Source organism: Azospirillum agricola (genome assembly GCF_017876095.1).
GTDB classification, from domain to species: Bacteria; Pseudomonadota; Alphaproteobacteria; order Azospirillales; family Azospirillaceae; genus Azospirillum; species Azospirillum agricola.
Genome location: NZ_JAGINM010000002.1, coordinates 119,844 through 133,199 on the forward strand (window position 1 = coordinate 119,844; position 13,356 = coordinate 133,199).

At 68.1% G+C, this 13,356-nt stretch carries 10 protein-coding genes; 4 read left to right on the top strand and 6 right to left on the bottom strand.

Annotated features, from left to right (window positions below):
- Nucleotides 1-16 precede the first annotated feature (16 nt).
- Both J2847_RS02940 and J2847_RS02945 read right to left on the bottom strand, forming a co-directional pair.
- Nucleotides 17-1,231 carry a lysozyme inhibitor LprI family protein gene (locus J2847_RS02940; protein ID WP_209776886.1) on the bottom strand — a complete coding sequence of 405 codons (1,215 nt, stop codon included), beginning with the start codon at nucleotides 1,229-1,231 and terminating at the stop codon, nucleotides 17-19.
- A 111-nt stretch (nucleotides 1,232-1,342) separates the two neighbouring features.
- The gene (locus J2847_RS02945) at nucleotides 1,343-2,848 is read right to left on the bottom strand and encodes a hypothetical protein (protein ID WP_209776887.1); all 1,506 of its coding nucleotides are present in this window, start codon (nucleotides 2,846-2,848) and stop codon (nucleotides 1,343-1,345) included.
- 358 nt (nucleotides 2,849-3,206) lie between these two features.
- Between J2847_RS02945 and mazG the strand changes: the two genes are divergently transcribed.
- The gene (gene mazG / locus J2847_RS02950; RefSeq protein WP_209776889.1) at nucleotides 3,207-4,016 is read left to right on the top strand and encodes a nucleoside triphosphate pyrophosphohydrolase; all 810 of its coding nucleotides are present in this window, start codon (nucleotides 3,207-3,209) and stop codon (nucleotides 4,014-4,016) included.
- A gap of 19 nt (nucleotides 4,017-4,035) precedes the next feature.
- Here mazG and J2847_RS02955 read toward each other — a convergent pair whose 3' ends face one another.
- The gene (locus tag J2847_RS02955; protein WP_209776891.1) at nucleotides 4,036-5,490 is read right to left on the bottom strand and encodes a sodium:proton antiporter; all 1,455 of its coding nucleotides are present in this window, start codon (nucleotides 5,488-5,490) and stop codon (nucleotides 4,036-4,038) included.
- Nucleotides 5,491-5,703: 213 nt separating this feature from the next.
- On the opposite strand from J2847_RS02955, the gene J2847_RS02960 reads away from it, so the two are divergent.
- Nucleotides 5,704-6,630 carry a bifunctional helix-turn-helix transcriptional regulator/GNAT family N-acetyltransferase gene (locus tag J2847_RS02960; protein ID WP_209776892.1) on the top strand — a complete coding sequence of 309 codons (927 nt, stop codon included), beginning with the start codon at nucleotides 5,704-5,706 and terminating at the stop codon, nucleotides 6,628-6,630.
- Between the two features lie 28 nt (nucleotides 6,631-6,658).
- Here J2847_RS02960 and J2847_RS02965 read toward each other — a convergent pair whose 3' ends face one another.
- The 3 genes from J2847_RS02965 to J2847_RS02975 are packed head-to-tail and all read right to left on the bottom strand — an operon-like array spanning nucleotide 6,659 to nucleotide 10,093.
- Entirely contained in the window at nucleotides 6,659-7,039 is a 381-nt protein-coding gene (locus J2847_RS02965; RefSeq protein WP_209776894.1) for a DUF1850 domain-containing protein, read from the bottom strand.
- The gene (locus J2847_RS02970; protein WP_209776895.1) at nucleotides 7,036-9,129 is read right to left on the bottom strand and encodes a TRAP transporter permease; all 2,094 of its coding nucleotides are present in this window, start codon (nucleotides 9,127-9,129) and stop codon (nucleotides 7,036-7,038) included. Before J2847_RS02970 ends, J2847_RS02965 begins: the two co-directional genes overlap by 4 nt.
- 25 nt (nucleotides 9,130-9,154) lie before the next feature.
- Entirely contained in the window at nucleotides 9,155-10,093 is a 939-nt protein-coding gene (locus J2847_RS02975) for a TAXI family TRAP transporter solute-binding subunit (protein ID WP_209776897.1), read from the bottom strand.
- Between the two features lie 303 nt (nucleotides 10,094-10,396).
- On the opposite strand from J2847_RS02975, the gene J2847_RS02980 reads away from it, so the two are divergent.
- Both J2847_RS02980 and J2847_RS02985 read left to right on the top strand, forming a co-directional pair.
- The gene (locus J2847_RS02980; protein ID WP_085556766.1) at nucleotides 10,397-10,897 is read left to right on the top strand and encodes a (2Fe-2S)-binding protein; all 501 of its coding nucleotides are present in this window, start codon (nucleotides 10,397-10,399) and stop codon (nucleotides 10,895-10,897) included.
- 59 nt (nucleotides 10,898-10,956) lie between these two features.
- Nucleotides 10,957-13,344 carry a xanthine dehydrogenase family protein molybdopterin-binding subunit gene (locus tag J2847_RS02985; protein WP_209776898.1) on the top strand — a complete coding sequence of 796 codons (2,388 nt, stop codon included), beginning with the start codon at nucleotides 10,957-10,959 and terminating at the stop codon, nucleotides 13,342-13,344.
- Nucleotides 13,345-13,356: the final 12 nt, after the last annotated feature.

A 13,356-nucleotide genomic window follows, 5' to 3' on the forward strand; every position in this document is an offset into this window, starting at 1 on the left:
GTCCGGCCGCTCCGGATCAGTCGTCCGGCATCAGCAGGCCCAGCCGGGCGGCGATGAAGCGGTCGGAGGCGGCGCGGGCGGCCTGATCGGCCGTCTGCTGGTTCAGGCCGAACTTCTCCCGGTAGATCCGTGCCGTCGCGGCCTGGGCGGCGGGCAGGGCGGCGACGACCGCCTTGTGGTCGGCCTCCGGCCAGACCGCGAAGTCGCTCCAGGCCCGGAAGGCGCTCACCGCCGCCTTGCGCTGCTCGGCGGCCTTGCGGGCCTCCGGCGAATGGGGCGCTTCCAGCAGGGTGCTGGGAACCAGCGAGGCTTGCAGGTTGTCGACCGCGAACTGCCGTTCGTAGCCTTCGCGGATGCTGCCGCGCTCCTCCAGGGCCGGATCGACGGCGGGCGCGAGGCGCGCCTCGATCCGCTGCCATTCCGGCAGGTCGTAGAGGGAGGAGGGCGGTTCGCACAGGGCGGGGGAGGCGTCGCGGCTGTTCCCCCAGAAGGGGCCGAACGCCTCGAAGGCCGGCTGGCCGTGCCGGGTGAAGAGGAAGCAGGGCGCCTCCATCTCGGTGGTCGACAGGACATGGCGCAGGAACAGAAGCGCCGTGCCGAGGGGCGCCGTCGCCACGTCGCCGAGGTTGCGCATCTCCTCCTTCAACTCCGGGTCGGGCGGCAGGTCCTTGTCGATCACCGAGGCGACCAGGGCGCGCACCGTCGCCTCGCGGTCGGCGCCCTGGGGTTGAAGTAGGCCCGAATGAAGCAGATAGACCTGCCATGCCTTGGCGGCGGCGCCGTCGTAGCGTTGCAGGGCGGCGGCGGCGGCCTTCGGATCCCTGGGAATCCCGGCGGCGACGGCGGCCAGCTTCTTCTGCGCGGCGCTGTTCTGCGCCTGGAGGTCGGCGACGCGCTTCTCGTAGGACTGGCGGCAGGCGGCGAGGCCGGAGCGGTCGGCGCACAGCCGGTCGCGCTCCGCCAGGAACGCCTGCTGGGCGCGGGTGACGGCTTCGCGGTCGGCCGTCGGCGTGTTGGCCAGCGTGTCGCGCAACGCCGTCGCGACATCCTCGACGGCGATCTTCAGATCGGCGCTGGCGCAGAGCGTGCGGTCCACCGCTGTCGCCGGCTTCGCGCAGGACAGGCTTTGCGCCGCGCTGCTTCCGGTGCCGAGGAATCCAACCACCAACAAGGCCGTCCCGATGAGAAGCCCCGCCTTGAAACGCGCCATCGCCATGTCGAACTGTCGCACGCCGCCAAATCTTCCGGTGTCCATCGCCGGCGCCGACGATAGTGCATCGGAGGACGGACCGGAAGCGGTTGCGACGCGGCCCTGCGCTGCCTCCCATGCCGTCAGGCGTGGTCAAACCCCCTCGTCCGGCCATTTTCCGGAAGGTGCGTTGAGGATGTCGGCGGCGGAGAACACCCGGCCGCCCAGCGGATGGGTGCCGTGGAGCCGCTCGACGGTCACGCCGGACAGGTTCACCCCGTAAAGCTCCAGCCGTTGCAGCGCCTTGACCATCTCCTCGGCTCTCGGCTTGTAGTGTCCGCTGTCGTTCTTGATGCCGGTGATCTTGCCCTGTTTGGCAACGATGAAGCCGGCGGAGAGGGCGTCGGCGAAGCCCACGAGGGAGGAATGGACGAAGAAGGCGTTCGACAGCGTTCCCGCGTAAATCCGGCCACGGCGATCCATCACAAAATGAACGCCGGAAGAGGATGTGTTGAACGGGGCGTAGCCGACGTCGTCGATTTTCCCAAAGTCGTTGTTGCCCCACCTGTAGGCCACGCCATTCCTGAAAATCAGCTTGGCAATCCGTTTCTGGCTATCGTTGTCGAGACTGACCAGCCTTTCGTCGATGTCATCGAAGGAACCTCCGCTGCGCAATTCCTGCGTCTTGATCGTTTCGGGAACTCGCTTCCCGGCGTATTTGTCCCACCATATGACGTCCTTGGAACCATGGTCGGAGGTCATGCCCTGATTCGGTATCGTCATGCTGTCGATGATCGAGGAGATGGTGTCCGCCTTGCCCTGGCCGTTCAGCCAATTCGACAACAGGACGCTCAGTGCAAGAATCGGCACGCGGCGGCTTTCCGCACCCTTGAGCTTCAAGTCACCCTTGGGTAGCCGGCCGTTGTTGACGTAATCCAGCGGTTTTGAATCCTTGGTCTTGACGTTCGCCTTTCGAAGCCAGTAATTGCAGGATAGGATCAGGTGGTTTGCTCTTATGATTTTTTCTTCTTGTGTTCGCGCCGCATGGAAAAAAGCAAGATTGTTGATGATTTGTCCGAACGCCAGTGTGTATGATATTTCAAAAAACACAGAGGTTTCATTTCTAAAGGTGGCCACACTGGGAAGGGAATTGTTCCATTTTCTCATGACATTTCTTAAATCCATCATTTGCTTCTCTGAAGCTTGATAGGCTTCTTGAGGAATGTTTCCTTGCTCGACCACCTGCCTCTGCTCCGGGGAGACCGGGTTCTGCACGTCCATGGCCTGGACGACGCCGGGGCGGAAGGGATGATGGCCCGCCGCCGGGGGCCGCGCGCCGGCTCCTGGCGGCTGATGGGCCGGAGCGGAATTCCGGTTGCAGCGCTGAATGGTTCGCGGGCCGGCCACCAAGGCGGGTTGCGGCCATCCCGGCGTCTCCGGCTTCTTCGGCGCCCGCCCTTGGCCGAAAGCCGCCGAAGGAAGCGCCTGGTGATGGCCCTGGCCCCAATCTTTTCTCTTCATTTGGACCGGAATGAGGCCGGGCGGGGTTGGCGGCGACAGGCGCGCAACCGTGGGGGTGGCGGCTCCGGAGGGCCGATCCGGTGGTTGCGGTGCCGAGGATGATGCGCGCCACAAAGGCCGGTTCGGATTCGGTGGCATTGATGCTCCATCATCGTTGGGGGTGTCGCCGGGCTCTCCGGCCATGCAGTTGACAGGATGTCACATCCCGCGACAGGAAGGGAGTCGGCCAATTGTACATAAGGCATCTTGTTCGCGTTCAACGGGATTCCAGCGCCCAACCGGAACCATGACGCGAGCGTGCCAATCGCTCAATATTTTCCATAATGCTGATTATGTGATTATCCTGTGTACGCGGGGTAGGTTCTGTTACGGACAGGGACCGGCAGCGAGGTTTGCAACATCTTGCCCCGGTCTTCCCATGCCCTGACGGCTCGGTTATCGTCGCGCTCCCGATCCGCCTTCATTCCATTCGTTCCCGTTCCGGAGACCGCATTCCATGACCCGCAACATCGACCGGCTCATCGACGTCATGGCGCGGCTGCGCGACCCGAACGGCGGCTGCCCCTGGGATCTGGTGCAGACCTACAGGACCATCGCGCCGCACACCATCGAGGAAGCCTACGAGGTCGCCGACGCCATCGAGAAGGACGACAAGGCGGCGCTGCGGGAGGAACTGGGCGATCTGCTGTTCCAGGTCGTCTATTACAGCCAGATGGCGCGCGAGGAGGGTCTGTTCGACTTCGAGGAGGTCGCCGGCGTCATCACCGACAAGATGATCCGCCGCCATCCGCACGTCTTCGGTCCCGAGGAGGTCAGGACCGCCGACCACCAGACCTCGCGCTGGGAGGAGCACAAGGCCGCCGAGCGCGCCGCCAAGGCCGCCGAGGAGGGCCGCGCCCCGTCGGCGCTGGAGGGCGTCATCCCCGCCCTGCCCGCCCTGACCCGCGCCCTCAAATTGCAGAACCGCGCGGCGCGGGTCGGCTTCGACTGGACCGACGCCCGCGACATCCTCGACAAGATCGAGGAGGAGGTCCGGGAATTGCGGGCCGAGATGGACGCCGGCTCGGCCCAGGAGCGGGTCGCCGACGAGCTGGGCGACCTGCTGTTCGCCCTGGTCAATCTGGCGCGCCGCCTGAAGGTCGAGCCTGAATCGGCGCTGCGCGGCACCAACGCCAAGTTCGAGCGCCGCTTCCACCGCATCGAGGCGCTGCTCGGCGAACAGGGCCGCAAGCCGCAGGACGCCACGCTCGACGAGATGGAAGCCTTCTGGCGGCAGGCCAAGCGGGAGGAACGCGGCGAGGGCTGAGGCGCCCTCGCCTGCCCTCTCACACGAAGAACACCAGGGTCGTCAGGCCCAGCAGCGGCATCAGGATGCCGCAGGACCACACCATGTAGCCGAAGAAGCTGGGCATGGCGACGCCGCGTTCCTCGGCGATCGCCTTGACCATGAAGTTGGGGGCGTTGCCGATGTAGCTGTTCGCCCCCATGAACACCGCGCCGGCCGAGATCGCGGTCAGGGTCAGCGCCAGATCGCCCATCAGGACCTGCGCGTCGCCGCCGGCCGTGTTGAAGAAGATCAGGTAGGTCGGCGCGTTGTCGAGGAAGCTCGACAGGATGCCGGTCGCCCAGAAATAGGCGGCGGGGTTCGGCTTGCCGTTGTCGTTCACGGCGGCGATGATGGCGCCGAGCGCGCCGTCGGTGCCGGCCTTCAGGATGGCGATGGCCGGGATGATGGTCAGGAAGATCGCCGCGAACAGCTTGGCGACCTCCAGGATCGGGCCCCAGCTGAAGCCGTTGAGGCTGCGGCTCCTGGCGCTGGTCAGCCTCAGCGACAGCAGCGTGATCGCGATCAGCAGGATCTGCGAGACGATGGTCTCCAGCGGCACCGCGACATGGTACAGCGTGACGCCGGTGCCGGGATGCCAGACGCCGCTCAGCAGCACGGCGCCGACGATGGCGGCCAGCAGCAGCAGATTGACGCCGCCCTCGATGCGCACCGGCTCGCGTTCGTGCACGCCCTCGATCAGCGGATGCTTGCCGGGATCGCGGGTGTGGAGGAACAGGTCGAGGGCGAAATAGATCGCCAGCAGCAGCGCCGACAGGAAGACCATCGGCCCGAGCAGATGGACCGTCGGCCAGAAGAAGTCGACGCCCTTCAGGAAGCCCAGGAACAGCGGCGGGTCGCCGAGCGGCGTCAGCGAGCCGCCGACGTTCGACACCAGGAAGATGAAGAAGACGACGGTGTGGACCTTGTGGCGGCGGTGCTCGTTGGCGCGCAGCAGCGGCCGGATCAGCAGCATCGAGGCGCCGGTCGTCCCCATCACGCTGGCCAGCGCGGTCCCCAGCGCCAGCCCCACCGTGTTGGCCAGCGGCGTGCCGACCAGCGATCCGGTCAGCCGCACGCCGCCGGCCACCGTGAACAGCGCGGTCAGCAGCACGATGAAGGGGATGTATTCCAGCAGCAGCGTGTGCAGAAGCTCGTAGGTCGCCAGCCCGACCCCGAAGACGGCGGCGAAGGGCAGCAGGAAGGCCAGCGCCCAGGCGGCCGAGATCTTGCCGAAATGATGGTGCCAGACCAGCGGGGCCAGCAGCGGGAACAGCGCGATCGACAGCAGGATGCCGGCGAAGGGCACGACCCACAGCACGCCCATCGCGCGCCCGTCGAGATGCGGCGCGCCGGCTTCCGCGGCCAGGGCGAGGCCGGGCGCTCCGGCCAGAAGGAAGCCCGCCAGCGCGAGCGCGGCCGCGGCAAGGCGGGGGATGGAGGGCAGGTTCGTCATGGGTCCGAATTGTCGGCTGGCGGAAGGGTCGGGAGTATGCGGGGTGAACGAGCCCAAGCGCAAGCGAGGCGGCGGGGCCCGGCGGGTCGCCAAGCCTCACCCCCCTGCCCTGCCCGCCGGCGGGTGTCCGGCGTGGGGTGGGGAAACGCCGGCCGGATAATATTGACTCGATCAACATTGTTGAATATTGATTGAATCAACACTGGAGGCCCCATGACCGCTCAGCACGACCGGGACGTCGCGACGTTGCGCGCTTTCAATCGGACCTACACGAGCCGCCTGGGGCTTCTCGACGCCACCTACGACGGCAGCCCCTTCACCCTCAGCGAGGCGCGCATCCTGTACGAGCTGGCGAACCGGACCAGCCCGACGGCGGCGGAGATCGCCCGCGCGCTGCGCCTCGACCCGGCCCAGCTCAGCCGGACCGTCAAGCGGTTCCTCGACCGTGGCCTCGTCACGGTCCGCGAGAACCCGGCCCATGGGCGTCACCAGCTTCTTTCCCTCACCGAGGAGGGGCGAGCCGCCTTCGCGGCCCTCGAAGCCAGCACGCGCGCGGCGGTCGGGACGCTCATCGAAAGCCTGGCTCCGTTCCAGCGCTCCCGCCTCCTGTCGGCGGCGGTCGCCATCAACGAGGTCTTCGACGGTGACGAGCCCACGGTGACGCTCCGGGGGCTGCGGCCGGGCGACCTCGGCCTCGTCACCGCCCGCCAGGCGATCCTCTACAGCTCCGAATACGGGTGGACCGGCGATTACGAGGCGCTGGTCGCCCGCATCCTGGCCGACTTCCACGACGCCTTCGATCCTGGGAAGGACGATGCCTGGATCGCGGAGGCAGGCGGCCGGATGGTGGGCTCGGTGTTCCTGGTGCGCGGCGAGGAGCCCGGTGTCGCCAAGCTCCGCCTGCTCTACGTCGAATCCGACGCGCGCGGCATGGGAGTCGGCGGGCAGCTGGTCGCGGCCTGCGTCGCGCGGGCGCGCGAACTGGGCTATGGGCGGTTGGAGCTCTGGACCGTCAGCGTGCTGACCGCCGCCTGCCGACTCTATCGGCGCGCCGGCTTCGTGATGACCCGGGAGACGCCGAATCACCGGTTCGGCCATGATCTCGTCGATCAGATCTGGTCGCTCGACCTCACGCCGTAAGGGGGTTTTTCCGGTCTTCGAGACCGCCTCACGGGCAGGCGCGCAACGTCACCGCCGTGTCCCGCCGCCCGGTCCAGTCGGCGAGCGGCTTGCAGAGGCCGTCCGCGCACAGGCGATGATCGGCGGTGAAGGACGAGGCGGCGAGCGTCACGCCCTCCTGCGGCGGCAGGCCGGGCACCCACACCCACCAGCCGTCGGCGGTCAGGCGGGCGTCCGGCCCCGGCTCCATGCCGGCGCCGGTGCCGCGCACGCTGGCCTCGACGGGAACGAGGCGGCCGGAGTCGACCCGCCACTCCTCCCGCCACTCGGTCTTTTCGATGGAGTGCGTCCAGGACAGGGTGAAGGACGGCCCCGGCAGCGCCGCGAGCAGCGCGCCGCCGAGGGCCGTCAGGCACAGCGATCCGCTCACGCCGCCCGCAGGGACGTCTGGGTCCGCCGCCGCCGGTGCTGCCAGAGCAGGAACAGGCCGGTCATCGCGAAGGCGGCCTCGTCGGTCAGCGGCAGGGCCAGCACGAACAGGAAGGCGGTGGCGGCCGCGTAGACGCGCGCCGCCAGCGGCAGCGGCGTCCAGAAGAAGCCGATGGTCGCCGCCCCCCAGAGCGCGATGGCGATGCAGGCCTTGCCGAACACATAGGCCACCGCCAGCCAGTCGCCGGTTTGCAGCACCAGCGCCGGGTCGTAGACCGCCATGAAGGGCACGACGTAGCCGGCCATGGCGACGCGGGTGGCGATCCAGCCGATGTCCATGTGGTCGGCCTTGCAGATCGACGAGGCCGCCAGCGCCGCCAGCGCCACCGGCGGCGTCAGATCGGCCATGATGCCGAAATAGAAGACGAACATGTGGCTGACGATCAGCGGCACGCCCATGGTCAGCAGGGCCGGCGCCGCGATGGACGCGGTGATGATGTAGTTGGCCGTCGTCGGCAGGCCGGTGCCCAGCACGATGCAGGCGATCATCGTCAGCACCAGCGCCGCCAGCAGGTTGCCGCCCGACCACTCGACGATGGTCGAGGCGAAGCTCGACGCCAGCCCGGTCAGCGTCATCATGCCGATCAGCACGCCGACCAGCGCGCAGGCGACGCCGACGCCGATGGCGTTCTTGGCGCCGTCCGCGACGCTGTTGACGACCAGCCGCAGCGTCTCCCGCCCGCCCCGGAACAGCAGGCAGGGAACGATCAGCAGCGCCACCATGGCGAAGGCGAGATGCTCGGTGCGCAGGCCGAGCCGCCACAGCCCTGCCGCGACCAGCCCGACGACGACCCAGAAGGCGACGCGCAACGCCGTGGCGCCGACGGCGCCGGCGATGCTCATGCCGAGGATCAGCGCCGCCGTCGCCGCGATGCCGATCACCCCCGCGAACAGCGGCGTGAAGCCGGAGAACAGCAGGTAGATCAGCGCCGCCAGCGGCAGCAGCAGGTACCAGCCCTCGACCACCGCCCGCAGCGCGCTGGGGCACTGCTCGCGCGGCAGCCCGACGAGGTTGCGCATGCCGGCCTCCAGATGGACCATCCAGAAGGCGCTGCCGAAATAGAGGATGGCCGGGATCGCCGCGGCGATCGCCACCTCGCTGTAGGGCACGCCGATGGTCTCCGCCATGATGAAGGCGGCGGCGCCCATGACGGGCGGCATCAGCTGGCCGCCCATGCTGGCGGTCGCCTCGACCGCGCCGGCGAAGGCCGGGCGGTAGCCGAAGCGCATCATCAGCGGGATGGTGAACTGGCCGGTGGTCAGCACGTTGGCGACGCCCGACCCGTTGATGGTGCCCATCAGGCCGGACGAGATCACCGCCACCTTGGCCGGCCCGCCCTTGGCGTGGCCGACCAGCCCGAGCGAGACGTCGTTGAACAGCTTGATCATCCCGGCCCGCTCCAGAAAGGCGCCGAACAGGATGAACAGGAAGATGTAGCTCGCCGAGACGAAGGTCGGCGTGCCGTAGATGCCTTCCGTGGACAGGAACAGGGTGTCGATGACCTGATCCAGGTCGTAGCCGCGATGCCCGAGCCCGAAGGGCAGATGGCGCCCGAACAGCGCGTAGGGGATGAAGACGCCGCACATGATCGGCAGCGCCAGCCCCATGATGCGCCGCGCCGCCTCGAAGACCAGCGCCACCGCGATGGCGCCGACGATCAGGTCGGCGGTGCTGGGATCCCCCGAGCGCTGGATCAGCTCGACCTCGAACACATAGTGGTACAGGCCGGTGCCGAAGGCGGTCAGGCCGAGCAGCCAGTCGTACCAGGGCACCCGCTTGCGCGCCGCCTCCTGACGGAAACCGAACAGGGCGAAGGTCATCAGCAGCAGGAAGCCGACATGCACCGACCGCACCACCATGCTGGACACGGGGTTGAAGGCGGCGGTCCAGAGCTGGAAGGCGGAGAAGGCGACGGCGATGGCGAACACCGCCCGCCCGTCGAAGCCCTCGAAGGCGGCGACGGTGGACGGGTTCTCGCGGTCGATGGCCTGGCGGATCTGGGCGTCCGCCTCGCCCGGTTTGGTGGTCAACGCGGCGACTCCGGCCGGCACCCGATCACATCAGGCCCTTTTCCTTGTAGAACTTGGCGGCGCCGGGATGCAGCGGCACCGGCGACTGGGTGGCGGTGGCGTCCAGCTTGATCTGCTTGGCGGCGACATGGGCGGCGGCCAGCGCGTCGAGATTCTCGAACAACGTCTTGGTCATCGCGTAGGCCGCGTCGTCCGACACGCCGGAATGGGTGACCAGCAGGTTGCGCACCGCGGCGGTCGGAACCGCTTCCGTCTGTCCGGGGTAGGTGTTGGCCGGCACCGTCTCCGCGATGTAGGCGGGGTCGCCGACCTTGGCGATGACGTCCGCCGGGATGGTGACGACGGTGACCTCCTGCGAGGCCGACAGATCCTTGATGGCGGCGACGCCCAGCCCCGCCGAGATCAGCGTCGCGTCGAGCTGGCGGTTCTTCATCAGATCGACCGATTCGCCGAAGGGCAGATACTCGGTCTTGGCGAAATCCTTGTAGGCGAGGCCGGCGGCGTTGAAGATCGCCCGCGCGTTCAGCTCCGTCCCCGATTTGGGCGCGCCGACCGACACGCGCTTGCCCTTCAGGTCGGCCAGCGTCTTGATGCCCGAATCCTTGGTCGCCACCACCTGGATGTAGTTGGGGTAGATGGCGGCGATGGTGCGCAGCTTCTCCAGCTTGGCCTTGAAGCCGACCTCCTCGTTGCCCTTCCAGGCGTCGCTCAGCGAATCGCCGAGCGTGAAGCCGATCTCGCCGCGCCCGGCCTGGAGCAGGTTGAGGTTCTCGACCGACGCCTTGGTCGCCTGCGCCGTCACCTTGGCCCCCGGCAGCGCCTTGCCGTAGACGTTGGAGAGCGCCACGCCCAGCGGGTAGTAGACGCCGCTGGTGCCCCCGGTCAGCACGGTGATGAAGGATTCGGCCTGGGCCGGCAGCGCCACGAACAGGCAGACTCCGACAGCGGCGGCGAAGCGTTTCATGCGTTTTCTCCCAAGAGGCTTTTTGAGGGGACGTTTTGAGGCCGTTTGCGTCCGCGTTGATCGCGGGCTCTTGCCAAGCCACTGTAACGCGGAGCAAAATTGCGCGCCAGTACGTACAATCCGAGTCATATACCGTTTCAATGCCATTCTTTCGGCCGACGGCCATAGGACCGCTTGACCTCGGCGGGGAGGATTACCCTATCCTTGCGGTGGAATGACCGCCGACATCCGCAAGGGACCATCTCAAGAGGCGGACCGGCCGACACGACTGCCAGCCAAGAGTTAGCCAGCGGGAGGTATCCAATGCCGAGTACCGTTACGATGACCGTCAACGGCAAGACGGTCACGCGCGAGGTGGAGGAGCGCACCCTGCTCGTCACCTTCCTGCGCGAAACCCTGGGCCTGACGGGCACCCATGTCGGGTGCGACACCAGCCAGTGCGGCGCCTGCGTCGTTCATGTCGACGGGCGGTCGGTGAAGTCCTGCACCGCGCTGGCGCTCCAGGCCGACGGCGCCGCCGTCACCACCATCGAGGGGCTGGCGGCGGCCGACGGCACGCTGCACCCGATGCAGGCCGCCTTCCGCGAGCATCACGGGCTGCAATGCGGCTTCTGCACGCCGGGCATGGTGATGAGCGCCGTCGATCTGGTGCGCGACAACCCCAGCCCGACCGAGCAGGAAATCCGCGAGGGTCTGGAGGGCAACATCTGCCGCTGCACCGGCTACCACAACATCGTCAAGGCGGTGATGGCCGGGGCCGAGGCGATGGCCGGGACCGAGTCGGCGAAGGTCGCGGCGGAGTAAGGCGCGGCAACCGCACCTGTCTTGCGAAGAAAAAGCGTTCCGATGGGAGGATTCACGAGATGGCGAACCCCAACGGCATCGGCGCCCCGGTGCGCCGGCGCGAGGACCAGCGGTTTCTGACCGGCCGCGGCAGCTACACGGACGATTTCAAGCGCCCGAACATGACCCATGCGGTGCATGTCCGCTCGCCCTACGCGCACGCCCTGGTCAAGGGAATCGACGCCGCCGAGGCGCTGGCCGCCCCCGGCGTCGTCGCCGTGCTGACCGGCGCCGACATGGAGGCCGACAAGGTCGGCAGCCTGCCCTGCGGCTGGCAGATCCACTCCAAGGACGGCTCGCCGATGAAGGAGCCGGGGCATTTCCCGCTGGCGCGCGGCCGCGTGCGCTACGTCGGCGACGCGGTGGCCGTGGTCATCGCCGAGACCCGCGAGCAGGCGCGCGACGCCGCCGAGCTGGTCGTCGTCGAGTACGAGGAGCTGCCGGCGGTCGCCTCCTCCACCCGCGCGGTCGAGGGCGCGGCGGCGCTGGTCCATGACGATGCGCCGGGCAACGTCTGCTACGACTGGCATCTCGGCGACAAGGCGGCGGTGGACGCGGCCTTCGCGCAGGCGGCGCACGTCGCCCGCATCGACCTCGTGAACAACCGGCTGGTCCCCAACGCGATGGAGCCGCGCGCGGCGCTCGGCGAGTATGACGCGGCGACCGGCGACTACACGCTGACCACCACCAGCCAGAACCCGCACGTCATCCGCCTGCTGATGGGCGCCTTCGTGCTGGGCATTCCCGAGCACAAGCTGCGCGTCGTCGCGCCGGACGTCGGCGGCGGCTTCGGCTCGAAGATCTTCCATTACGGCGAGGAGGCCGTCGTCACCTGGGCGGCGCGCCGGATCGGGCGCCCGGTGAAATGGACCGCCGACCGTTCGGAGAGCTTCCTGACCGACGCGCACGGCCGCGACCATGTCAGCCACGCCGAGATGGCGATGGACAAGGATGGGCATTTCCTGGGGCTGCGGGTGTCCACCCTGGCCAACCTCGGCGCCTATCTGTCGACCTTCGCGCCGTCGATCCCGACCTACCTCTACGCCACCCTGCTGGCCGGCCAGTACAAGACCCCGGCGATCTACGCCGAGGTCAAGGCGGTCTTCACCAACACCGCCCCGGTGGACGCCTACCGTGGCGCCGGCCGTCCGGAAGCCTGCTACCTGATCGAGCGGCTGGTCGACGTCGCGGCGGGAGTCGCCGGGCTCGACCGCACCGAGATCCGGCGGCGCAACTTCGTTCCGGCCGAGGCGATGCCCTACCAGACGCCGGTCGCCCTGCAATACGACACCGGCGACTTCGCCAAGAATCTGGAGATCGCCCTGCCGCTGGTCGATTACGACGGCTTCCAGGCGCGCAAGGCGGCGTCCCGGGCCAAGGGCAAGCTGCGCGGCATCGGCTTCGCCACCTACATCGAGGCCTGCGGCATCGCCCCCAGCAACGTCGCCGGGGCGCTCGGCGCGCGGGCGGGGCTGTACGAGTGCGCCGAGGTGCGCTTTCACCCGACCGGCTCGGTGACGGTCTTCACCGGCTCGCACAGCCATGGCCAGGGCCACGAGACGACCTTCGCCCAGCTCGTCGCCGAGCGTTTCGGCATCCCCATCGAGAATGTCGAGATCGTTCACGGCGACACCGCCAAGATCCCCTTCGGCATGGGCACCTACGGTTCGCGCTCGCTGGCGGTCGGCGGGTCGGCGCTGGTCAAGGCGATGGACAAGGTCGAGCGCAAGGCCAGGAAGATCGCCGCCCACATGCTGGAGGCGGCCGAGAGCGACATCGAGGTCAAGGATGGCCGCTTCACCGTCGCCGGCACCGACAAGGGGCTCGGCATCGGCGACATCGCGCTGCAAGCCTACGTCCCGCACAATTTCCCGCTCGACGAACTGGAGCCGGGGCTGGACGAGCAGGCCTTCTACGACCCGAAGAACTTCACCTACCCCAACGGCTGCCACGTCTGCGAGGTGGAGATCGACCCCGAGACCGGCGTGACCGAGGTGGTCGCCTTCGCCGCCGTCGATGATTTCGGCCGGGTCATCAACCCGCTGATCGTCGAGGGGCAGGTGCATGGCGGGCTGGTCCAGGGCATCGGGCAGGCGCTGTTCGAGAACTGCGTCTACGACGAGTCCGGGCAGCTGCTGACCGGTTCCTACATGGACTACTGCATGCCGCGCGCCGACGACGTGCCGTCCTTCACCGTGCGCTACCACGAGGACCAGCCCTGCACCCACAACCCGCTGGGCGTGAAGGGCTGCGGCGAGGCCGGGACCATCGGCGCCTCGGCCGCCGTGATGAACGCGGTGGTCGACGCGTTGGCGGCCTATGGCGTCACCCATATGGACATGCCGGCCACGCCGGAGAAGGTCTGGCGCGTGATCCAGGCCGCGACGCCCGCCATGGCCGCCGAATGACCGCCGAGGAAT

What these genes read in the sequence shown, in the direction of transcription:
- J2847_RS02945 (WP_209776887.1), bottom strand. Translation starts at nt 2,848, where the DNA reads ATGCCACCGAATCCGAACCGGCCTTTGTGGCGCGCATCATCCTCGGCA.
- mazG (WP_209776889.1), top strand. Translation starts at nt 3,207, where the DNA reads ATGACCCGCAACATCGACCGGCTCATCGACGTCATGGCGCGGCTGCGC.
- J2847_RS02955 (WP_209776891.1), bottom strand. Translation starts at nt 5,490, where the DNA reads ATGACGAACCTGCCCTCCATCCCCCGCCTTGCCGCGGCCGCGCTCGCG.
- J2847_RS02985 (WP_209776898.1), top strand. Translation starts at nt 10,957, where the DNA reads ATGGCGAACCCCAACGGCATCGGCGCCCCGGTGCGCCGGCGCGAGGAC.
- J2847_RS02980 (WP_085556766.1), top strand. Translation starts at nt 10,397, where the DNA reads ATGCCGAGTACCGTTACGATGACCGTCAACGGCAAGACGGTCACGCGC.
- J2847_RS02960 (WP_209776892.1), top strand. Translation starts at nt 5,704, where the DNA reads ATGACCGCTCAGCACGACCGGGACGTCGCGACGTTGCGCGCTTTCAAT.
- J2847_RS02975 (WP_209776897.1), bottom strand. Translation starts at nt 10,093, where the DNA reads ATGAAACGCTTCGCCGCCGCTGTCGGAGTCTGCCTGTTCGTGGCGCTG.